The organism is Mycobacterium sp. M26 (assembly GCF_001494595.1).
Taxonomy (GTDB): domain Bacteria; phylum Actinomycetota; class Actinomycetes; order Mycobacteriales; family Mycobacteriaceae; genus Mycobacterium.
Window position 1 is genome coordinate 1819259 of the sequence record NZ_LN929907.1, and the last position, 21600, is coordinate 1840858.

Genomic DNA, 21600 nt, shown 5'->3' on the forward strand with positions numbered 1-21600 from the left:
GTCCAGGTACCTTTGTCTGATGCCCATGCGCGCCGCACTTAAGCGCGTGTTCCCGCACAACATCTTCGAGATGCTGGGCCGGTTCATCGTCCGCCACCCGGTCCTTGTGATCGCTGCGTGGGTGGGTGCTGCCGTGGTGCTGCTGACCTTCGTCACACCGCTGTTCACGGTGGCGGCCAGGAACTCCCCGGACTTCCTGCCCAAGACGGCTCCGGTGCTGGTCGCCGGCAAGCAGATGCAGGAGGCCTTCAAAGAGGCCGACACCAGTAACTTCGCCGCGATCATCCTGAGCAATGACGCAGGCCTGGGGCCGGAGCAGGAGGCCACCTACCGCAATCTGGTGGCCAAGCTGAAGGAGAACCCCAAGGTCTCCTCGGTCCAGGACTTCATCAACACCCCGGAACTGCGCGAGGTGATGACCAGTAAGGACCAGAAGGCATGGAACCTTCCGGTCAGCATGTCCGGGACCATGGGCACCCCGTCCGGTCAAGAGGCCTACCGCGAGGTCATCAAGACCGTCAAAGAGGCGACCGCCGGATCAAACTTGCAGGTCAACGTGGTTGGCGGCTCCGCGACCATGGAGGATATGAACCAGATCGGTGTCAACGATCAGCACATGATCGAAGGCGCCACGGTGATCATGGTCTTCGGCATCCTGATCCTGGTCTACCGAAGTTTCGTGGCCATGGTCATGCCCCTGCTGACCATCGGCATATCGCTGGTGGTCGCCCAGCAGTTGGTGGCCATCCTCGGCGAGCACGGGCTGGCGATCGGATCCCAGACGATCATGATCATGACCGGCATGATCATGGGCGCCGGCATCGACTACGCCGTCTTCCTGTTCAGCCGGTATCAGGAGATCATGAAGACCGGGGTGTCCTCGGATGACGCCCTGGTCGACGCTCTGCACTCCATCGGTGAGGTGATCGCCGGGTCGGCCGGAACCATCGCCCTGACGTTCCTGGGCATGTCCTTCACCAAGCTGGCGGTGTTCGCGACGATCGGGCCGGCGATGACGGTCACCATCGCCACCGGGTTCCTCGGGGCGATCACGCTGCTGCCCGCCTTCATCGCGATCGCCGGGCGCCGCGGCTGGATCAAACCCCGCAAGCGCGATATCACCGGCCGGTTCTGGAAGCGCTCGGCCGTCATGATCGTGCGCAAGCCCCGCGCGCTGTTGACCACCAGCCTCCTGATCCTCTTCGCACTGGCCGCCTGCGCGCTGCTGACCAACTTCAACTACGACGACCGCAAGAACCTGCCGCCGGACTCGGCGAGCAACCGGGCCTACGAAGTGATGGACAAGCACTTCCCGATCAGCAGCACGCTGCAGCAGTTCCTGTTCATCCAGTCGCCCAACAGCGATCTGCGCAGCCCCAAGGCGCTGGCCGATATGGAGCAGATGGCCCAGCGCATCTCCCAGTTGCCCAATATCGACATGATCCGCGGCATCACCCGGCCCACCGGCCAGATGCTCGAACAGGCCAAGGCCACCTGGCAGGCCGGTGAGGTCGGTAGCAAGCTCGGCGAAGCCTCCAGCCTGATCTCCAACAACGACGACAAGCTGTCGATGCTCACCGGCGGCGCCGACAAGATGGCCGACGTGCTCAACCAGATCCGCAACCAGCTGGTGGGATCCCTGGCCAGTGTCCGCAGCCTGGCCTCCGCCCTGGACGCCATGTCGCAGAAGGTCGGCGGCGCCACCACGCTGGATCAGATCGACAAGACCGCGGCGCTGATGAAGAACATGCGCTCCCTCGGTGACGCGCTCGGCATGAACATGACCCAGATCACCGACGTCACCGGCTGGGCGCAGCCAATGCTCAACGCGCTCAACCAAAGTCCGGTCTGCGACGCCGACCCGGCCTGCGTCAACTCCCGCGCCGATCTGCAGCGCATCGTCGACTCCAGCAATTCCGAGGCGCTGGCCGCGATCGCCGACATCGGCCGCCAGCTGCAGGCCACCGAGGGCAACCAGAAACTCGACGACCTGGTGAGCGGGCTGAGCAAGAACATCCAGCGGGCCACCGCCGCCGCGCGTGCCCTCGGGGTGGGTGAGCCCGGCGGTGTGGAGAAGAAGCTCAACGAGACTGTCGACGGTGCCAACCTGCTGGCGGACTCGAGTCGCCAGCTGGCGATGGGCGTGCAGTTGCTCGTCGACCAGACCCGCAACCTGGGCAACGGCTTGGATCAAGCCTCGGCGTTCCTGCTGGCGATGAAACGCGAGGCGGCCGACCCGCCGATGTCGGGCTTCTACATTCCGCCGCAGATCCTCTCGCAGGAGGAGTTCAAGAAGGCCGCCAAGATCTTCATCTCCGATGACGGACACTCGGCGCGCTACCTGGTGCAGACGGCGTACAACCCGTTCAGTGCCGAGGCGATGAACCAGATCCACGACATCCTGCGGGTCGCCAACGACGCCCGGCCCAACACCACGCTGGCCGACGCCAAGATCTCGATGGTGGGTCTGTCGGCGGTCAACGCCGACCTTCGCGCCTACTACAACTGGGACTTCCGCTACATCATGATCATGACGCTGTGCGTCGTGTTCGCCATCCTGGTCATGGTGCTGCGCGCCGTCGTCGCTCCGCTGTATCTTGTTGCCTCCGTGGTGATTTCGTATGCGGCCGCACTCGGCATCGGCGTGATCGTGTTCCAGTTCATCCTGGGGCAGGGTTTGTCGTGGGGTGTGCCGGGCATGGCGTTCATGGTTCTGGTGGCCGTCGGCGCGGACTACAACCTACTGCTGATCTCCCGCATCCGCGACGAGGCGAAATACGGTGTGCGCTCGGCGGTGATCCGCACGGTCGGAGCCACCGGCGGCGTGATCACCTCGGCGGGTCTGATCTTCGCGGCCTCGATGCTCGCCTTCACCTTCAGCAGCATCCTCACCGCCGTCCAGATGGGCTTCGTGATCGGTGTCGGCCTGCTGCTGGACACCTTCGTCGTCCGCACCCTGACCGTGCCCGCCATGGCTGTCCTGGTCGGCGAGAAGAACTGGTGGCCGTCCAAGCCGCCCAGCGTCAAGTACCAGGAGAAGAAGTCCGCCGAAAAAGCTGCTGCCGCCGCGGCCGTGACGACCGGCGGGGGAGGCGTCGCCCTACTGGAAGGCCCCCAGCTCGAAGGACATGGCGACATCCAGGAGATGCCGGAGGAATGCGAGCAGGCCGCGGCCGAGGCACTCGAATCAGTCCTTCAGGACTTCCCACAGCCGACCGGTGAATTCCCCTGTCTGCCAGACTTCGTCGATGACAAACCCTGGCAATCGGGCAAGTAGCGGCGCCCGCTATTCGCGGCGCAGGCGCGACTCGACGAAACGCTCGATCTCTTCCCAGTCCTTGACCGCCGCGGCGTACGGGGGTCCCGGCCGCGGATTCTCGGCGGGATCCAGGACGTGGTTGAACAGCCGGCCCAGCGGCTTGTCGTCGGCCAGCAGCCGGTCGACGGTGTCCTCTTCGGAGTAGTCGCCGATATCGTTCAGCAGCTCGACCGCCAGGTCCACCTGGTCGCGGTCCAGAGCGTCGGGGCCGTCGGCGATGTCGTCGACCAGACCGGTCAGCACGTAGATGTTGTCGTCGGTGACCTCCACCCGCAGCGAGCCGTCGGTGGCCGCGGTGCGGATGTCGTCATAGGTGCTTAGGTCGGACAGGTCGTGGTCGTGTTCGTCGGCCAGGTAGCGGGCCAGTGTCCGCTCCGAGGGGAACACACTGATGCGGCCGTTGCGGCCCAGGAAGATCGGCCGGTCGTCGAAATAGCACCGCAGGGTGTACAGCGTGCCCGAGCCGGTCATGATGCGCACCGGGTCGATGCCGACCTCCGCCCAGAAGTCCTCGTCGCTTCCGAGCACCACGTTCTGCGCCGGGGCCACGTCGGCGTCCGAGTCGGACTCCTCGCCGGTGTCCTCGCCGTCCTCGTCGGTCTCCTCGGTGACGTCGACGTCCTCGACGTCCTCCTCCTCGAAGGGCTCCTCGAGCTCGGCGGCGGCCAGCTTGGCGGCCCGCTCGTCGACCTCGGGGGTGGAGATCACCTCGTCGATCGCGGTCAGCACGCCATCCCACCCGCGCGCCACGATGTCCCCGATGACGCTCCAGCGCTTCAGGCCCGCCTTGCCGGTGAACTGCTCGATGCCGCCGGACACGAGGCCCAGGTTCGGGTTGCCGTTGAAGAACCGGGTCACCGCGGGCAGCTCGCACACCGAACCGATCGACGACACCACCGCCAGCGTGTTGGTCAGCGCGGTCACCGACTCCTCGGTGGGCTTCTCGGCCAGCAGCTCCTCGACCGCGATCAGATCGGCCTGCCGCTGCGCAGCCGGCTTCAGCTTGTGCGCATTGGCCTCGGTGAGCGCTTCCCACGAGGGATGGTCGGCGAGGTCGTTGTCGGTGTTGGTGCGCACGAACGCCACCAGGTCGGCCACCGACTCGAAGGCGTAGAGATCCTCGTCCTTGCCCAGGAACGCCTCCCACTCGTCGCCGGCATCGCGCCAGCGGGGGGCCCACAGGGTGTACAGGTCACCGGCGGTCACGCTCAAGCGGACCGGAACGAGCTCAGCAGACATGCCGCACAGCCTAACGACGCTTGCTGACCGGTACCCTCGCCCCCGTGGCCAGACTGCGTCGCGTGTTCGCTGTCGTCGTGGTGGCGCTCGTGGTCGCACCGGGGGTGGCGGGCTATCTTCTGTTCACCCGACCGCACGGGGATCCGCTGTCCAAGGCCGACGCGATCGTGGTCCTCGGCGGTGAGAACGACGGCCGGCTGCAGTACGGACTGAACCTGGCCCGCGAGGGCTACGCCGACACCGTCGTGCTGTCCAACTCCTATGACGGTGACGAGCAGGCCCGCGCCGATTTCCGGCAGGCCTGCGCATCGGGCACCGCGACCATCACCGTCGTCTGCTTCAAGCCCGACCCCTACACCACCCGTGGTGAGGCGATGTTCGCGGCGCGACTTGCCAAGGAGCGCAACTGGTCTCACCTGATCGTGGTGTCGTGGAACTTCCACGTGGTGCGGGCCCGCTACATCTTCGACCAGTGTTTCGGCGGCGCGACCACGATGGCGCCGGTGCCCCGCTCCTACGACTACTCGCTGCCGCGATGGGCAGCAACGTACACCTATCAGTACTTCGCGCTGGGCAAAGCGCTGCTGGTCGGCTGCTGACTCACAGCACCGACTCGACCACCGCCCGCATCTGCTCGCGGAACCGGGCCGGGGAGAACTGCTCGGCATGCTTGCGGACCTGCCCGGCGTCGAACTGTCCGGCCTCGAAGTTGCGCAGCGCCGCGGCGAACCCGTCGACGATCTCGCTGTCACTGCCGGGGGTGACCAACTGGCCGCTGAGGCCCGGGATCACCGAGTCCAGTGCTCCACCGGCGCCGGTCGCGATCACCGGGGTGCCGCACGCCATCGCCTCCACCGGCACGATGCCGAAGTCCTCGACGCCCGGCATGAGCAGCGCGCGGGCCCGCCTTTGCAGGCTCAGCATCTCCTCATCGGACACCCGGCCCAGGAAGGACGTCTGCGGGCCGGCCACGGCGCGGCAGTCGGCCAGCATGCGGCCGTCACCGGCCACCACCAGCGGAACGCCTGCGGCCCGGGCCGCCGCGATGGCCAGATCGGGCCGCTTGTAGGGCACCAGCCGGCCCGCCAACAGGAAGAAGTCTTCCCGCTCGACGGAGTCATCGAGGGTGTACAGGTCGGTGTTGACCGGGGGGTGTACCACCGTCGCGTCCCGGTCCCACCACCGCCGGATTCGGGCGGCGACTTCCGACGAGTTCGCCACGATCGTGGTGAGCTTCGGCGCACCGCTGGCCTCGGCGCGGCGGATCAGAGCGGCCAGCCCGGTGAGCGCGGTGCGCCCAGCGAACCCTGACGCTTCGCCCTCGCGCATCACCGGATCCCACGCCCAGCGGGCCGGAGAGTGGACGTAGGCCACCGTCGGCTTGTCGGTGGCGTGCACCGCGGACACCGCGGCGCAGTGATGGCTGATCACGACGGCGTCGACGTCACCGACATCCATTCGCTTGAAGGCCGGTATGAACAAAGGCAATAGCGCGGCATGCGAGCGGCGGCCGATCAGCCGGTGCACCCGGTCGACTGGGGTGACCACCGCCCGGCCCCGCATCGCACCCCGATCCGACCCCGGGGCGGCGATCGGCACATGAATGCGTGCGCCGGGCCACTCGGCGGCGATCTGTTCGACCACCTGTTCAGATCCGGCAAACTCGGTCAGGCGCTCGTGGACGATCGCGATCGTCGGTGCGCTGTTCACCTGCCAAGCCTAGCCCGGCCGGATATGGCGTTGCTCGCTAGCATGGTGCGATGCCCTCGGTGCACATCAACGGCAAATGGCTGGGGCAACCCTTCACCGGTGTGCAGCGCTATTCCGAGGAACTGGCCCGCCACGTCGTCGCCGACGGTGGCATCGACTTCGTCCTGCACGTCCCCAACGGCGCCCGGGTACCCGACTGGGCGCTTGCCCCGAACATCACCGTCCGGCGTGCTCCGCTGGCCGGGGTGGCCTTCGAGCAGCTGTACCTACCGGTCGCCACCGCGGGCCGGCTGCTGCTGAGCTTCGGCGGAATGGCGCCGCTGGCCAAGAGGCGTCAGGTGGTCACCTTCCACGACGCCACGCCGTTCCGGTTCCCGGAGACGTACCGCAAAGCCTTCGTCGCGTTCTACCTGTTCGCCTACCTGCTGCTGGCCCGCACCGCCCGGCGGGTGCTGACCGTCTCGGAGTTCAGCAAGCGCGAACTGGCCGAGGTGCTGCGGGTCAAACCCTCCCGGTTCCTGGTGGTCGGGTGCGCCGCCGACTCGCTGACCCGGGTCGCCGCCCGGAAACCCGACCTGCCCTGGCATCCGCAGACCTACCTGCTGGTCGGCACCCTGGCCCGGCACAAGAACGTGGCCGAGCCGACGGCGGCGCTGGCCGGCTCCGGTCGGCACGTCGTGGTCGTCGGTGCCGGAGGTGACGCCCACGTCTACGCGGGCGCCGCGGACGGCCTGGCCGACAACGTGGTGGTCGCCCAGCGCCTCACCGACGCCGAACTGCGCTGGCTCTACGAGAACGCCGCAGCCCTGGTGTTCCCGTCGCTGTACGAGGGCTTCGGGCTGCCGGTCCTGGAGGCCCAGACCCTGGGCTGCCCGGTGATCGCCTCGGATCGGGCCTCGATTCCGGAGGTCGGCGGGGACGGCGCGCTGTACTTCGACCCCGACGATGTGACCGGGCTGCTGCAGCACGCCGAGACCCTCGAACGCGACACCTCGGCGGCCGACAAGCTGGTGGACCTCGGACACCGCAACGCCTCGCGCTACACCTGGGCCACGTCCGCGAACAGCGTTTTAGCGGCGATTCGTAGCATGGCGTTATGAGCATGAGCAGATACGGCCTTGCCTTGCTGGCCGCCTGCGGTCTGCTCGTGGGCTGCGAGAGCACCGCCGCGCCCGCCCAGTCCGCACCGGTCGCCGACGAGACCGCAATGCTGCAGCAGCGCCTCGATGCCCTGCAGCCCGGCCAGACCCTGACCCTGGACCGCCGCACCTACGGGCACGGCGGCGTCCTGAAGATCTCGGTCCCCGGGGTCACCATCGACGGTCAGGGCGCCACCCTGCAGGCCATCAACGACGAAACCTCCTCGGTGCAGGTGGTCGCCGACAACGTGACCGTCCGCAACCTCACCCTGACCGCCCCGCCTGAGGGCAAGCGGTGGGGAGCGCCCAACCAGCAGAAGCTCGCCGTGCTGGGCACCCAGGGCGTCACGCTCGACGACATCACCGTCAACGGGTCAGCGGCGGCCGGCGTGTTCGTCCAGGGGGCGCACAACTTCGAGCTGTCCGACATCCGGGTGGCCAACACCCGCGCCGACGGTGTGCACGTCACCGGCGGCTCCACCGACGGCACCCTGACCCGGATCAGCACGGCAGGCACCGGCGACGACGGGGTGGCCGTGGTCTCCTACGGCAATGAGCCGCCCTGCCAGCACATCACCATCACCGGCCCGATCGTCAACGGCACCACCAACGGCCGCGGCCTGGCCGTCGTGGGCGGCGATCACATCAGCGCGCGCGACATCAGCGTCAACGACACCGCCGCCGCGGGTATCTACGTCGCCACCGAGGGCGACCCCTACAACACCGGGTCGGTCAACGACGTGACGATCACCAACGGCACCGTGACCGACGCCAATCATGACCCCGACACCGTCAACGGGGCCGTCCTGGTCTACGGCGGACGCGACAACGCCTCATTGAGCGGCGTCCGGTTGACCGGCCTGTCGATCACCGGAACCCCGGAATCCGCCCAGCGTGACGTCGGGCTGATCGTCGACCACGGCACGGTGTCCGGTATCGACTTCGCCGGCCTGAACCTCGACGGGTCAGCGGTGACGCCGTTCGTCACCAACGCGCCGCCCGGCACGTTCGCCACCACGGACTGGACTCAGGACGGCAATCCGCTCAGCATCGGCTGATACTGCGGGACAACAGGTTTGGACTGTGTTCGGCGCAACAGTACGGCGAGGATGATCAGCGCCAGCAAGGTGTAGGTGGTGCGTCCCTGCGACCAGTACATGTAGCGCGGCAACTCCAGCAGGCCGATGAAGATGATCGGGTAGAGCAGCAGACCGAACGGCTTGGCACTGCAGAAACCGCGGTAGAGGAACCCGGCGAGCAGGCCGATGCCGAACAGGAAGATCAGGCCGCCGACGGCGCCGTAGTCGATGAACGCGGCCACATAGCCCGACGGGTTGTTGAACTCCGGGTTGGCGTACTGGTTGAGCACGTCGGTCAACGGGGTGACCGCCGTTGACTTACCGGAGTAGGGCAATTCGTGGCCGGTCAGCCGGGTGTACAGGCCGATCTGCTCGACTCCGGGCGCCACCCAGAAGGCTTCGAGAGTGTCGTAGGGCCAGCGGCCCGGCCAGTCCAGATGCTGATAGACCAGATGGCCGTTGTTGAGCGCGGTGGTGTAGTAGCCGGCCAGTCGCTCCAGGGTGAACTCGACGAAACTGGCGTTGGTCCGGGTGCGGAAGTAGGACCACGACCGGAAGTACTCGAAGACGCCGAACACCACGATCACCAAGGGAAAACCGATCACCGGAGCCAGTTGGGCGGCCATTCGCCGGGGACCCGGGTGCAGCGACAGCCACGCGCACAGGATCACGAACACCGGCACGACCACCTCGAGAACGGCCAGCCGCTCGGAGAACAGGAACGATCGCGGCAGGGAAAGACCGATCACCACAATGATTTTCAGCAGCTCCCCCCGGGAGAACTGCTGGGTCAGCAGAATCGAGGACACCACGACGGCCGCCATGCCGCACTGGGTCAGCGTGGTGACACCCGGAACTGTCCCGATGGTGTCGCGCACCGGCGGTCCGTCCGCGTAGGGCCCGGCGATCAGCTGGCTCAGCGACAGGCCCGAGCGCAGGATGAGGAAGCCGAACCCGGCGTAGCCGAACACCGTCAGACCGGTCAGCACGGTGCTGGCCTTGCGCATCAACTCCAGGGACTTGCCCTCCAGCGCCGGCCACCGCACCGTGCGCGGGCGCTGCTGCGCCGAGGCCATCGCGACCAGGGCGCCGAACGACAGCGCCAGTGCCCCGCAGGCGAAGAGCAGCAGAGTTTCGGGCGTGATCGATTTCGGTGTGCGCCACAGTGATCGGAAGGCGGCGTCCCCGATGAGGGCGGTGGGCAGCATCGAGGCCAGCGCCACCACCCACGTCACCGCGATCGGCGAAAGGAACCAGACCTGCGGACTGGTGGAGGAGGCGGCGTGCTTGCTCACCTGCCGAGTGCCACCGAACCGGGCGGGCGCTCCAGCAGTTCGCGGGCGGCCGCGATGAGGTGGCGGTGCGCGTGCGGGGCACGGTCGAGAACCCGTCGCGCGGTGATCCATTCGGCGATGGACAGCGCCGCCACCCCGCAGGAGGAGACGATGGCCAGCGGCAGCGGGCCGCCCACGACGGCCGCGACGATGCCGCAGGGCAGCACGATCGCCAGCACGATCACCGCGGTGCGGGAGACCTCACGGATGTGGCCGCCGATGATCAGCAGCGAGATGTTGACGTTCAGCGCGGCCTGGACGATGCCGCTGGCGGCCAGGATCACCAGCAGCGTGCTCGCGTCCCGCATCGACGGCCCATAGGCCAGTTGCAGGGCCAGCCCACCGAACAGTCCGAGGACGATCACCAGAAGGATCGTGACGACGGTGTTGACGGTGGCGACGTTGGACAGCAACCGCACCACATGCTCGCGCTTGCCTTCTGCCCACAGCCGTGCCGCCGGCGGCGTGACAGCCAGGGCGGCAAGGCTTTCCAGGATGGTGACCTGCATGGCGATGGTGGCCGCCGCCGAGTAGTGGGTGGCGGTCACCGGTGCGAAGGCCATATTGGCCAGCCAGATGGTTCCGGCCATCATCAGGAACGACGACAACTCCAGGCTGAACAGCCGGGTGCCGTTGCCGATGGCCGCGCGCAGTGATGCGATGCCCACCGACTTCGAGATCGCGATATCGCGACGCCCGTAGTAGAGGGCGACCAGGAACTGCACCAGGGCCACCGCCACGTAGGCCGATAGCAGCACGGTCAGTGTCGGGCGCTCCAGGGCGAAGGCCACCACGCCGACCACCGGCAACACCATGGTGCTGCGGATGTAGTGCATGGTGGCCACCGAGGCGGGTACCCGGCCGAAGGCGGCGAAGATGTCGCTGAGCATCAGCCGCAGGGTTTCGATGACGATGATCGCGGTGGTCAGGAAGAACGCCGGGATGAAGTCACCGTGGCCGATCAGGCCCGCGGTCGCGAAGAACGCCACCACCGGGGCGGACGGCAGCGTCAGCAGTGCGGTGGCACGCAGGTGGGTGCCCGCGATGATGCGCCGCTTGGCGTGATCGGGTTCAGCGGGGATCAGCCGAACGACGTTGGGCCCCAAGCCCAGACGGCCGACGAGCGGGCCGATGGACAGCGCCGCCAGGATGGCGAAGAAGCCGGCGGCATCCTTGTCGTCGAGGGTGCGCACGACGATCACGGTGAGCAGGAACGTGGCGATCATCCCGGCTGCTGCGGCGACCACCCGCCAGGAGAAGCTGCGCTTGAGCTCGGCGGTCGCCTCGTGACCCTGGGTCACGGCGTGCTGCCCCGCCAGCCGGCCAGCGTGCCGCGCAGGTAGGCGCGGTCGGCGCGAGCGCGGATCCGGTCACCGCGGGCGGCGCGGACGACGGTTCCCACCATCTTGCGTGCGGAGTAGTAGGCGAGCAGGTGGGCCGGTAGCCGGTGGGTGCGCCACAGGTGCCCGAGCCCGACGCCGTACCGCAGCATCTTGTCGACGTAGTCCGCGTCCGGGGCCACCCGGTCGTCGGCGGAGTAGACGACGATGTCCGGCCGGTAGAGCAGCGTCGCTCCGCTAGCCATCATGCGAAGCAGTAGATCGGATTCCTCGCCGGCTCCGCGCCAGCCCGGCGCCCCGGCGCCGATGCCCTCGTCGAACGGTGCGGCCGACGGCAAAGCAGCACGGCGCAGGAACAACGTGCTGCTGATCGAGGTGCGCATGAAGTTCGTCCGGCTGATCTCGACGGCGTGGTCCAGCCAGCGCAGCATCGACGGCGACCCGTCGGCATCGACCTGCTTGGCCGACAGCCCCGCGATGTCGGGACGTTCCGCGAACACGGAGAGCACCCTGCGGACGGTATCGGACGCATACCAGCAGTTGTCATCGGGGAAGGCAACGATGGGTGCGGTGGCCAGTCCGAGCCCGACATTGCGGCCCACCGAGACACCGCGGCCGCTGGTGGTGACATGCCACGGACCGGGCAGTCCGTAGTCGCGCACAAGTTGGGCGCAGGTTTGGTCGCTGCTCTGGTCGACGAGCACGAACTCGACCTGCTCGGCCAGATCTCCCGCGGTCAGTGCATCGAGTTGGTGCTTGAGCGCCTCCGCCCGCCCGATCGTGCTACAGACCAGGGAGATGGCCGGAGCGCTCATGCGCTCTCCAGGTGCAGACGCTCCGTCTGGCCGTCTGCATTCTCCGCCCCGTGCTTGTTCTCCGATGTGCCCCCGGTGTTCTCATCCGACACCGTGTGCTCGTCCTCCACTATCTGGTCTGCCGACTCGTCGACCTGGTCGACCACGTCGGGTGCCCGATGCAGGCCTCCGCTAGGAGTTTCCGCCATCGGAACAGCTTTCGCTGGCTTAGTCCGTCCACCGGGTGCCCACCAGCGCCGGCGGGCGCCGACGGCGAACACCGGAACGCCGTGCGCGCGGGCCAGCTTGATGACCATCCGCGCCTGCCGGTAGGTGTCCAAGCCGATCATCGCCACGATGATGACGTGGGTGGCCAGACCGGCCGCGCGCGGCAACGCCGAGGAGTTTGTCAGCGATCCGCCGTCGATGATCACCGTCGTCGAGTTACGGCTGCGGGGCAGGATGCGCCGCTCGATCACCTCGTTGGCATGGCGCTGGCGGATGGTGTCCACCGGGCCCTGCTCGGCCGCGGCGAACGACAGCAGGCGGGCCATCCCGTCGGTACCCGATTGCGCCGACGCGCCGACCACCAGAATGCAGGCGCCGCGGGCGGCGGGCAGCTGAGCGTAGACCGCCCTGGCATTCTCGGCTTCGGACTTGGTGACCTTCGCGCGCTCGCCGTACGACCGCAGCTTGACCACCGGCCACAGCACGCCGGCGACCTCGTCCTCCAGGACGCCCATCGAGGTGATCACCCCGGAGCGCTGGCGCCACACGATGGCCAGGGCGAGCGCCAGCAGACCGCCGAGCAGGCCGCCGCCGACCGCGCCGAGCCACCAGTGCGGCACACCGGCCAACGGCATCTCGGTGGGCGGCTGCACCACCTGAACCCCTGGCGGGCGCAGCATCTGGACGTCCAGCGACAGCTTTTGGGCCTGCAGGTCGTTGATGCGGTCCTGGAAGCCGATGGTGTCGGGCACCGGCGGCGGCGGGATCAGGTTGCCGAACTCGTCGTACTGCGGTTCGAGGAACGGCGCCTCGTTGGCGATCCGGATCTGGTCACGCAGACCGTTGATGACGCCGTTGAGCGCGTCGATCGCGGCCTGCTCGCGCTGCCGGTTCTGTTGCACCACATGGTCGCTGTACAACCGCAGTGCGGTGTCGATGACGCTGGTCGCCTGCCCGGCAGTAGGGGCCGTCGCCGACAGCGTGATGATCGAGGACTGCGAATCCTGGGTGGCCGTCAGGCTCGGATTGCCTGGCTGGTTGAGCGCGGTGCGCAGGGAGGTGGCGAACCCGGGGGAGGACAGATAGGCGATCTCGCCGGAGATATAGCTCTGCTGGGACTCCACCGACGGGGCGTTGGTGGTCAGGATCTGGTTCGGATCCACCGGCTGGTCGATGCGGATCAGTGCGCTGACCGACGGGTCGGCGGTCGAGGACTGCAGGGCCATCCCGCCGAGCGCGGCGCCGACGGCAATGCCGACCACGGTCGCGGGCCACAACGGGGTCAGCCATCGTGACAGCACGGAGCGTGCTCTCCTGGCCATTCCCAACTCCAAGGTTCTCGTCAGGCTCGTCGTCTGTGGAGCCCCACTCAGCGCGGCGAACTAGCCGAGTTTTGCTCAACAATAACTGTTGCTTACGGTGTGGTCGCGGCGCGGCGCCACATGCACCCGAAATAACCCTGTGTCACAAGCGTTATCTCCTCGCGACACTCGCTGGTCATCTTTGCGGGGTGGTCTTTCGTTAACTTGCTAGCAAGCATAGTGGCCATCGCGGCGGCCGTCATGTCGCACACGTCACGACCACGACGGCCATCGCATGGCAGTCCGCATGCGACAGGGACACCTCGGTCTGACCCCAGCCCTGGGCGCGGGCCCGTTCGGCGGTGACGCCGGACAGGTGCAGTGTCGGTGCCGCTCCGGTGCCGCGGATCTCGATGTCGAGCAACGGAAAATGCGCTTCCGGTTCGGCGAAGACCTTAATGACGGCCTCCTTGGCGGCGAACCGGGCGGCCAGCCGTTCCGGTGCGCCGGCGCAGTCGTCGATCTCGGCCGCTGTGAACACCCGGTGCAGATAGCGATCGCCGAACGTCGCGATCGAATCCGCGACCTCGGCGACCGACACGACGTCGCAACCGACCCGGATGCCGTCGATCACTGCGCCGTCTCGATCGCGGCAGCGGAGTAGGAGTCCACAGAGCCGACGGTGCCCGCGGGCACGGCGTCGGGATCCTGGTGATGCAGCCGCACCCGATACGGACGGCCCGCGGGCAGATGGAAGTAGTTGTCCGAGACCTGCCAGCCCGGGGCCTCGACACCGACATAGCGCAGTGCGACATCGGAGCGGACTTCCAGTTCCCACGTTCCGTCCATCCGGTCAGCCACCGCGCGCAGTCCCGTATGCACTTGCACGCCACGCGGATAGACGACGAGCGCATCGCGCAGCACCGTGGCGGAGTCGGCCAGCCGGACCACGGCCTCGACCGCGTCGGCGGTGGGTGGCCCGAACCGAAACGCGTGCGACAGGTCGCGGAACACGCCCGAGAGGTGCGAGTCGGTGACGGTCAGCGAGGAATGGGCGGGCACCTCGATAGCGCGGGCGGCCTCGGTGACCAGTTGCCCCGCGGCGTCGGTGGCGGCCAGCGTGAGGTCACCGCGGATTGCTGCCGGGCCGTCGTTGTGGATGTCAATGCGGATCCCGCTCAGGCCGTCGTCGGACACCACCACCGACTGCGGCGCCCACACCCGCCGCAATGCCTGCAGCGCCGCCTTCGGCGCGCCGTCGGCGTCGAGCAAACCCCAGCCCGCGCCGGGGCGGGCGTCCTTGCCGGCCAGCACCAGCGCACCCCGGCAATCTGAATCGGCCCGCCGCCAGAAGGCGAAGCACGCCAGCATCGCCTCGGCGATCGCCAACCGGCCGAGTTCCAGATACCGCTCCGGATCGACCCGGCGGATCGCTGCCGGGTCCTCGCCGAACACCTCGCGGACGTAGAAGTCGCGGACGTCCTCGAAGTCCCACGAGGCGCCCCGGTCGCGGGGTACCGCCGCCTTCCACCGCGGATCGTGACCGGCGACGGCGGCCGACCCGAAGTGCCGTTCGACAGCAGCCGGTGACGGCGGGTTGGCGAAGGCCAGGCATTCGGCGGCGAAGCGCACGCCCGCGGTCCGCACGTCGGCCACCGGGCGTAGGTATCCGCCGACGCCGAACCAGTGTGCGACGCCGGTGTCCGGCCGGATCGCCAGGTCCTCGCTGCCGTCGGGCGGGGCGGGACTGGACCGGACGTAGGGGATACCCGCCTGTGCGATACCCGCCTGTGCGACAGCTTCGGGCAGGGCGACGTCCAGCAGGTCCATCGCGTGGCCGGGCTTGTCGAAGCCGAGCATCTCGGGCCGCTGCAGTGTCTCGCTGCCGCCGCTGACGACGGCCAGGGCCGGGTTGCCGGCGACGGCCCGCAGCACGGCGGTGACTTCCTCGACGATGACGGCGGTCAGTTCGGCGGGTGGGTCGAACGTGGCCAGCATGGCGTCCTGCCACACCAGCACCCCCAGTTCGGCACAGACGGCCCAGAACTCCGGTTGTTCGGGCAGCAGCCCGCCGACCAGGCGCACCATGGTGGCGCCGGATTCGGCGAGGGCGCTGACCTGTCGGCGCACCGCTGCCTCGTCGACGGCGAGGGCGACCGGGTCGGGCGGGAACCAGGTGGCGCCCCGGCAGAACACGTCAATCCCGTTGACCTGCAACCCGAATCCGGTATCCCGGTCGACGCTCGCGATAGTGCGGAATCCGAACGTGCGCCGAGCGACCGGCTCGCCGGCCACGGTCACGTGTAGCCGGTACAGCGGCTGATCGCCATAGCCGCGCGGCCACCACAGCTGCGGATCGGGCACCTGGGCCGCGACGGTGAACGACCCGCCGGCGACGGTGGTCTGGCCGGCCGCGACCGCCTCGCCTGAGGGCCCGTCAATGGCATAGTCCAGCACGGCGTCGGGCCCGCTGCCGGTGATCTCGACGCGGCCGGTGTCCGGGTCGGCGGTGAGGGTGACGTCGAAGGAGAGCCGGTGCGGTGTCACGGTGACCGGCCGCCACAACCCGAGCGGGACGGGCACGTCGCCGTACACCGGGGCGCGGCCGAGCAGCGTGGTGCGCGCCCAGCGCAGCCCCGGCGGACCGACAAGGCTGGATCGCCAGCGGCCCCGTGGGCGGCGCTGCGCCAGCCAGCTGTTGAGCGCGCGGAAGCACACCGCGATCTCGTGGGTGCCGGCCTCGAGGGTCACCCGCACGGGCAGGAACATCGACGTGCACTCGGCGGCTTCGCGTCCGTCGACGAAGACCGTCGCGGGAAAGCTCAGCCCGCCGAAGTCGACGACCACCGGTTCGTCGGCCGTCACCGCGGACCGGTGCCACCAGTCATGGTCGTCGTCGACGGCGGCGAGTGTGGCCACCGGCGCGGCACCGTCGAGGACCAGGTCGTCGGACCACAGATCGGCGAGTTCCCCGGGCTTGCCGAAGGCGCCCGGCGCGGTGCGGACGACCTGCCACCGGTCCAGCATCGTCAGCCCACCGCGGCCACGAGACGATCCATACCGGCCTGCCAGCTCTGCGCCATCTCGGTCAGCGCCGAGTCGACGTCGACGGTGCGGCCGTTGGCCAGCCGGGCCATCTTGAACTGCACCGACTTCGCGCCGGCGGCGACACCGCGGAAGTGACTTTCGGCCGCCGCGGCACCGGGGCAGACGTCGTCGAGGTGGACCACGAAATCCGCAGCCAACTCCGCGGTGGCACCGCATTGCCGCAATGTGGCGAAGGCCCATCGATGAAAGCGCGGCATCCCGTCGTGCGGGAGCCATGTGGTGGCCCGGCGCAGGCCGTCGGCGAGCCGTTCCACCGGGTTGCCGGCCGGGCGGCGGGACAGATGTTCGGTGGCCAGCTGCTTGAGGGCGTCGGGTTCGCGCCGGTCCGGATAGCTGCGGATCTGCTCGATATAGGGCAGTAGCGCTGCGGCGGATTCCTCGGACAGGCCGAAAACCCCGTCGAAATCGTCGTCCCGCAGTTCGTAGAGGCCGGCGTTGTGCAGGTACCACATCAGCTTGCGGTCACGGTCGACGCGGGTGGGCACGATCGTGGTCTTGACGTGCTCGGTGCGATACGCGGTGCCCGCGGTGTCGGGCAGCCACCAGCTGTCCACCTCGACGGTGTGCAGCACGCCGCGCGGCGGGCCGGACTCCACGGTCTCCAGTACCGACATCCAGACGTTCTCCTCGGTTACCTCGAGACCGTAGAGACGGCGGATGTCTTCCGGCAGCGGTTTGAGGAATGACCAGTGCATACCGTCATGGTCGGCGGACAGCGCACTGGCGAAGGACGGCACCGGGTCGAGCCCCAGTACGTGCAGCAACTCGATCCAGAGATCGAAGTAGCAGTTCGTCTCCGGCCAGATGCGGTCCGGGGAATGCGTGAAGTGCGGCTGGTGAGTGTCAGGCTCGGCAGAGACGACGAGACTCACACGGGTGTTTCAGCGAGGCTGCCCACGACGCGGGCGATGTTGGTCACCGAGGCGAAGGTCGACTTCTTCAACGCCTCGTCGGGGAATTCGATATCGAACTCGTCTTCCAGCGCGAGCATGACATTTACCGATGCGTGAGAGGTGAGTCCCAGCTTGTAGAGGTCCGCGTCGCTGTCGATGCCATGCGGATCGACCGGCATCCGACCATGCGCCGCGAGCACCTCACGGATCCGTTCCTGCATGCGCCCTCTCCCTGACTCATCGCCGCCGATGTGTTCGCCACACGAATCTCAGCAACATCTTAGCTGCCTGGTAGCGTAGGCGCGTAGCAGTACGCGCCGCCGTTGTCTCAGCTAACATGAGAGCCCCTATGAACGACCGCCTTCTCGCCCCCGGATCGGCCGCTGCTGCGACCCCCCAGCTATCTGCAGTGATCAAGGTGGCTGCGGCTGCCGCCGACGATGTCGATCGCAAGGCGCGGTTCCCGTCGGAAGCTGTGGAGTCGCTGAAGGAGGCAAATTTTCTTTCGTGTTCGCTTCCGTCAAATTTGGGCGGCGGCTCGGTTCGCATTGCGGAGTTAGCCAGCATCGCCCGCGCGATCGGTGGCGCGTGCAGTTCGGCGGCGATGGTCTTCGCGATGCACCACACCCAGGCCTTGACACTGGCGCACCACGGCGGCACCGGCGAGATCGCTGATCTGACCGCAACCATCGCCGCACAGGAAGCGCTACTGGCCTCGGCGACCACCGAGATCTCGGTGACGAGGTCACCCTGGAGAAGAACGCTCCGGTGATCTCGTATGCCGAGTACGCCGACTACATCTGCACCACCGCGCGCCGCAGCCCGGACAGCCCCGCCAACGACCAGGTGCTCCTGGTGTGCCCGGTGGCAGACACCTCGCTGGAAAAGACCAGCACCTGGGATGTCCTCGGATTCCGCGGCACCTGCAGCCCCGGCTTCCTGCTGAAGAGCAAGACCTCGTCGAAAAATATTGTGCCGGTTGATTATTCGACGATCTCCGAATACACGATGCTGCCCTCATCGCACACGCTGTGGGCCTCGGTGTGGCTGGGTATCGCCGACGCCGCGCTGGGCAAGGCGCGCCAGGTGATGCGCAAGGGCGCCCGGTCGGGGCGCTCGAACCGGGATGCCGACGCCGTCAAACTGGCCGACCTGACCGGTGTGCACCAGGCGTTCGAGTCGTTGGTGATGCGCGAAGTGCAGCGTTACGACGAATTTCTGCGCTCGGGCGAAACCGAACCAACGGTCGGTTTTACCATTGCTATGAACAACTTGAAATTGGGCGCCTCCACGGCGGTCGTCGACGTCGTCGTCGGCGCTCTGCAGCTGATCGGCATCAATGGCTACCGTGAGGACCACGAAGCCTCGATGAGCCGGCTGCTGCGGGATGCGTTCGGCCCGCAGCTGATGGTGTCCAACGACCGGATCCGTGCGAACAACGCCCAACTGGCGTTCGTTCACCGCGGATGATGAGGGGGGATCTTGAGTTCGACCAGTGAGGTTCTGGTCGACCCGTTACAGCGGGCCAGGCAGCAGTTCAACGCCGAGTTGGTGGCAGCCGGGCTCCTTGTTCCGATGGGGATCGAGGGGCTGTACGGGCGTGGGGGAGAGTTCGAGCGCGTCGTCGACGGGATCGACGTCGCGGTCCGGCGCGCCGGGCAGGCGGTGCACGGGGCACGCGCCAAGGTGCTGCGGTTCCCGCCGGTGTTCTCCCGGGAGGCCTTCGAGAAGACCGATTACATCGCGTCGTTCCCGAACCTGACCGGAGCGGTGTCGACCTTCACCGGTGACAACCGCGACCACCGCGCACTGCTGGAGGATCGTGATGCCGGCCGGCCGTGGGACGGTCACCTGAACTCCGCCGGCACCATGCTGGTGTCGGCGGCCTGCCACCCCAGCTATTCCACACTGCCCAAAGTGCTGCCCGAAGGCGGACAGCTGATGGACATCTACGGCTACTGCTTCCGGCACGAGCCGGCCATCGACCCCGCGCGGATGCAGGCGTTCCGGATGCACGAGTTCGTGATGGTCGGCTCCGCCGAGCAGGCCGAGAGTCACCGCGATTCCTGGATCGGGCACGGCATGGCGGTACTCGAGGAACTCGGGCTCGACGCGGTGGCGGTCCCGGCCAACGACCCGTTCTTCGGCCGGGTCGGCAAGATGCTGGCCGCAAACCAGCGCGACGAAGGCCTGAAAACCGAACTGACAGTTCGGCTTTACGGCGACCTCGACGACGGCACCGCGATCGTGTCGGCCAACTGCCATCGCGACCACTTCGGTGAAACCTTCGGCCTGCGTACCGCCGAGGGCGACGTCGCGCACAGTGCCTGCGTCGGGTTCGGTATGGAGCGCATCGCGCTGGCCTTGCTGCGCACCCACGGCCTGCAACCGGACACCTGGCCCTCGGCCGTGCAGACGGCGATGGGCTGGACCGAGTGATGTCGGACCTGCTGCCCGCGCGCACCCGGCTCGAGGTGGTGGAGCGGCCGACGTGGTTCGGCCCCGCCGAGTCACCGCTGTTCGGCGTGGCGCATCTGCCCGCCGACCAGAAGGTACGCGGCGCTGTCCTGGTGTGCGGGTCGCTGGGCAAGGACCACGCCGACGCGTTACGGGCCTTGCGACTGCTCGGCAACGAGCTGGCCGCCCGCGGGCTGCTGGTATTCCGGTTCGACTATCTCGGCAGCGGTGACTCGTCGTTCGACCAGACCCGCCCCGGTGCGGTCGGTGACTGGCAGGCCAGCATCGGCCACGCCCTGGACTATCTGCGCGCCGCCGGTGTCACCGACATCTCGGCGGTCGCGGTGCGCGCCGGCAGCGTCATCCTCGACAGCGTCCTGGACCGTTACCCGTCGATCACCCGGGTCGTCTACTGGGACCCGGTCGGCAGCGGCCAGCGCTACCTGCGTGAGCAGACGTCCTTCTTCAAGATCGCCGTGGGTACCGACGACGTGCCGCCGGGTGTCGTCTCGACGATCGGCGCCCGGTTGGCCCCGGAGGCGGCCAAGGAATTCGCGGCCCTGACCCTCGGCGCTGACGGCGGTCCGGCCGAGCGGTTGGTGATCACCCGTTCAGAGGGTTACGACAAGAACGTCAAGACGCTTGTCGGCGACGCCGGCACCACCACCGTGCTGGTCGACGGATTCACCCAATGTGCCCAGCCCTCACGGCTTCTGGTGCCGATCTCGCTTGATGCTGTCGACGCCGCCACCGAGTGGCTCGATCAGCAGGTCGGCCAGGAGCGCACGCCGGTCACGATGGAGTTCACCGACTCGGCCCGAATTCCGTTCGCCGACGGTGTGGTGGTCGAGCAGATCGAACGGATCAGCCCCTACGACATGTTCGCCATCCGCACGCTGCCGGAGTCCGGGGCCAGCGACTCGGTGGTGATGTTCTTCACCAACGCCAACAACCCGCACCACGGACCGAATCGGGAGTGGGTGGAACTGTCGCGCGCGGTGGCGGCCCAGGGCCGGTCGGCGCTGCGCTGGGACCGCCGCGGCGCGGGGGAGAGCACCACCCCCGGGCGCGTCGAAGAGGTGTACGTCTATTCCGAGGACGGCGCCCAGGATGCGCTGGCCGCCACCGACTATGCCCGCCGCGGAGCCGCACGGGTCCAGTTCGCCGGGGTGTGCTCGGGCAGCTGGTATGCCGCCTATGGCGCCCGCCAACTCGGCGCCGACTCGGTGGTGTTCGTCAACACCCTGCTGTGGTCGTGGCGGATCAAGAAGGTGCTGCGGGCCCGCACCATGCCCGGCGACGACGACGAAATCGATTGGGAGCAGACGCCGCGGGCCCGGCTGCGCAGGCAGGTGCAGAATCTGCTGCCGACGCAGTGCTGGCGGGCGCTGGGCCGCACCGGTGTGGTGCAGGCGCCCGAGGTGGTGCTCGCGGCGCTGGCCCGGCGTGGGGTGGCCGCCACCGTGATCCTGTGCCCGCACGACACCAAACTGTTCGTCGCCAACAAGGGCCTGCAGGCGCTGCGCCGGTTGCGGTCGGCCGCCGCACCGCCCGAATTGGTGGAGGTGCCCAATGGCGACCACGCCGCCTATCACCAGAGCATCCTGGCCGCGCTGCGCCGGGCCGTGCTCAACTTCCGCTAGCCGGGGCGCGGGCCAC

At 68.0% G+C, this 21600-nt stretch carries 18 protein-coding genes; 8 read left to right on the top strand and 10 right to left on the bottom strand.

What is annotated here, in order from left to right; genetic code table 11:
- The first annotated feature begins 19 nt into the window (after window positions 1-19).
- Window positions 20-3277: an MMPL/RND family transporter gene (locus BN3385_RS08640; RefSeq protein ID WP_082690339.1), complete on the top strand. Its 3258-nt coding sequence runs from the start codon at window positions 20-22 to the stop codon at window positions 3275-3277.
- A gap of 9 nt (window positions 3278-3286) precedes the next feature.
- Here BN3385_RS08640 and satS read toward each other — a convergent pair whose 3' ends face one another.
- Window positions 3287-4558: a protein export chaperone SatS gene (gene satS, locus BN3385_RS08645; protein WP_059016126.1), complete on the bottom strand. Its 1272-nt coding sequence runs from the start codon at window positions 4556-4558 to the stop codon at window positions 3287-3289.
- 44 nt (window positions 4559-4602) lie between these two features.
- Here satS and BN3385_RS08650 point away from each other — a divergent pair, with 44 nt between their 5' ends.
- Complete coding sequence (locus tag BN3385_RS08650) at window positions 4603-5157, top strand: YdcF family protein (RefSeq protein WP_059016505.1); 555 nt, start codon at window positions 4603-4605, stop codon at window positions 5155-5157.
- 1 nt (window position 5158) lies between these two features.
- On the opposite strand, the gene BN3385_RS08655 is transcribed toward BN3385_RS08650, so the two are convergent.
- Complete coding sequence (locus tag BN3385_RS08655) at window positions 5159-6268, bottom strand: glycosyltransferase (protein ID WP_059016127.1); 1110 nt, start codon at window positions 6266-6268, stop codon at window positions 5159-5161.
- Window positions 6269-6318: 50 nt separating this feature from the next.
- Here BN3385_RS08655 and BN3385_RS08660 point away from each other — a divergent pair, with 50 nt between their 5' ends.
- The gene (locus BN3385_RS08660; RefSeq protein ID WP_059016128.1) at window positions 6319-7368 is read left to right on the top strand and encodes a glycosyltransferase family 4 protein; all 1050 of its coding nucleotides are present in this window, start codon (window positions 6319-6321) and stop codon (window positions 7366-7368) included.
- A complete protein-coding gene (locus BN3385_RS08665; protein WP_156432642.1) occupies window positions 7365-8465 on the top strand; it encodes a right-handed parallel beta-helix repeat-containing protein in 1101 nt (366 codons plus the stop codon). Before BN3385_RS08660 ends, BN3385_RS08665 begins: the two co-directional genes overlap by 4 nt.
- Here the strand turns inward: BN3385_RS08665 and BN3385_RS08670 are convergent.
- From BN3385_RS08670 to BN3385_RS08705, 8 genes are all read right to left on the bottom strand, one after another.
- On the bottom strand, window positions 8435-9781 hold the full coding sequence (locus BN3385_RS08670) for an O-antigen polymerase (protein WP_231748663.1): 1347 nt from the start codon (window positions 9779-9781) through the stop codon (window positions 8435-8437). The genes BN3385_RS08665 and BN3385_RS08670 overlap by 31 nt on opposite strands.
- A complete protein-coding gene (locus BN3385_RS08675; RefSeq protein WP_059016130.1) occupies window positions 9778-11121 on the bottom strand; it encodes an MATE family efflux transporter in 1344 nt (447 codons plus the stop codon). Before BN3385_RS08675 ends, BN3385_RS08670 begins: the two co-directional genes overlap by 4 nt.
- Window positions 11118-11975 (bottom strand): glycosyltransferase family 2 protein, encoded by an 858-nt coding sequence (locus BN3385_RS08680; protein ID WP_082690340.1) that lies wholly within the window; start codon window positions 11973-11975, stop codon window positions 11118-11120. Before BN3385_RS08680 ends, BN3385_RS08675 begins: the two co-directional genes overlap by 4 nt.
- Window positions 11972-13483 (bottom strand): GumC domain-containing protein, encoded by a 1512-nt coding sequence (locus BN3385_RS08685; protein ID WP_059016131.1) that lies wholly within the window; start codon window positions 13481-13483, stop codon window positions 11972-11974. Before BN3385_RS08685 ends, BN3385_RS08680 begins: the two co-directional genes overlap by 4 nt.
- A gap of 259 nt (window positions 13484-13742) precedes the next feature.
- Complete coding sequence (locus tag BN3385_RS08690) at window positions 13743-14117, bottom strand: holo-ACP synthase (RefSeq protein ID WP_197415146.1); 375 nt, start codon at window positions 14115-14117, stop codon at window positions 13743-13745.
- A complete protein-coding gene (locus BN3385_RS08695; protein ID WP_082690341.1) occupies window positions 14114-16510 on the bottom strand; it encodes a glycoside hydrolase family 2 protein in 2397 nt (798 codons plus the stop codon). The genes BN3385_RS08690 and BN3385_RS08695 overlap by 4 nt, the downstream gene beginning before the upstream one ends.
- A gap of 2 nt (window positions 16511-16512) precedes the next feature.
- Window positions 16513-17463 (bottom strand): DUF1839 family protein, encoded by a 951-nt coding sequence (locus BN3385_RS08700; RefSeq protein WP_059016132.1) that lies wholly within the window; start codon window positions 17461-17463, stop codon window positions 16513-16515.
- Window positions 17460-17705, bottom strand: a complete 246-nt coding sequence (locus tag BN3385_RS08705) for an acyl carrier protein (RefSeq protein ID WP_059016133.1) — start codon at window positions 17703-17705, stop codon at window positions 17460-17462. The genes BN3385_RS08700 and BN3385_RS08705 overlap by 4 nt, the downstream gene beginning before the upstream one ends.
- Before the next feature lie 128 nt (window positions 17706-17833).
- On the opposite strand from BN3385_RS08705, the gene BN3385_RS28895 reads away from it, so the two are divergent.
- The 4 genes from BN3385_RS28895 to BN3385_RS08720 are packed head-to-tail and all read left to right on the top strand — an operon-like array spanning window position 17834 to window position 21584.
- Window positions 17834-18256, top strand: coding sequence for an acyl-CoA dehydrogenase family protein (locus BN3385_RS28895; RefSeq protein WP_231748664.1), 423 nt, complete (start codon window positions 17834-17836; stop codon window positions 18254-18256).
- Entirely contained in the window at window positions 18253-18954 is a 702-nt protein-coding gene (locus tag BN3385_RS28900) for an acyl-CoA dehydrogenase family protein (protein ID WP_231748665.1), read from the top strand. The genes BN3385_RS28895 and BN3385_RS28900 overlap by 4 nt, the downstream gene beginning before the upstream one ends.
- Window positions 18955-18966: 12 nt before the next feature.
- Window positions 18967-19923, top strand: a complete 957-nt coding sequence (locus tag BN3385_RS08715; RefSeq protein ID WP_059016134.1) for an amino acid--[acyl-carrier-protein] ligase — start codon at window positions 18967-18969, stop codon at window positions 19921-19923.
- Window positions 19923-21584 carry an alpha/beta hydrolase gene (locus BN3385_RS08720; protein WP_059016135.1) on the top strand — a complete coding sequence of 554 codons (1662 nt, stop codon included), beginning with the start codon at window positions 19923-19925 and terminating at the stop codon, window positions 21582-21584. Before BN3385_RS08715 ends, BN3385_RS08720 begins: the two co-directional genes overlap by 1 nt.
- The last annotated feature ends 16 nt before the right edge of the window (window positions 21585-21600 follow it).

What these genes read in the sequence shown, in the direction of transcription:
- BN3385_RS08720 (WP_059016135.1), top strand. Translation starts at nt 19,923, where the DNA reads ATGTCGGACCTGCTGCCCGCGCGCACCCGGCTCGAGGTGGTGGAGCGG.
- BN3385_RS08705 (WP_059016133.1), bottom strand. Translation starts at nt 17,705, where the DNA reads ATGCAGGAACGGATCCGTGAGGTGCTCGCGGCGCATGGTCGGATGCCG.
- BN3385_RS08660 (WP_059016128.1), top strand. Translation starts at nt 6,319, where the DNA reads ATGCCCTCGGTGCACATCAACGGCAAATGGCTGGGGCAACCCTTCACC.
- BN3385_RS28895 (WP_231748664.1), top strand. Translation starts at nt 17,834, where the DNA reads ATGAACGACCGCCTTCTCGCCCCCGGATCGGCCGCTGCTGCGACCCCC.
- BN3385_RS08695 (WP_082690341.1), bottom strand. Translation starts at nt 16,510, where the DNA reads ATGCTGGACCGGTGGCAGGTCGTCCGCACCGCGCCGGGCGCCTTCGGC.
- satS (WP_059016126.1), bottom strand. Translation starts at nt 4,558, where the DNA reads ATGTCTGCTGAGCTCGTTCCGGTCCGCTTGAGCGTGACCGCCGGTGAC.
- BN3385_RS08665 (WP_156432642.1), top strand. Translation starts at nt 7,365, where the DNA reads ATGAGCATGAGCAGATACGGCCTTGCCTTGCTGGCCGCCTGCGGTCTG.
- BN3385_RS08680 (WP_082690340.1), bottom strand. Translation starts at nt 11,975, where the DNA reads ATGAGCGCTCCGGCCATCTCCCTGGTCTGTAGCACGATCGGGCGGGCG.
- BN3385_RS08640 (WP_082690339.1), top strand. Translation starts at nt 20, where the DNA reads ATGCCCATGCGCGCCGCACTTAAGCGCGTGTTCCCGCACAACATCTTC.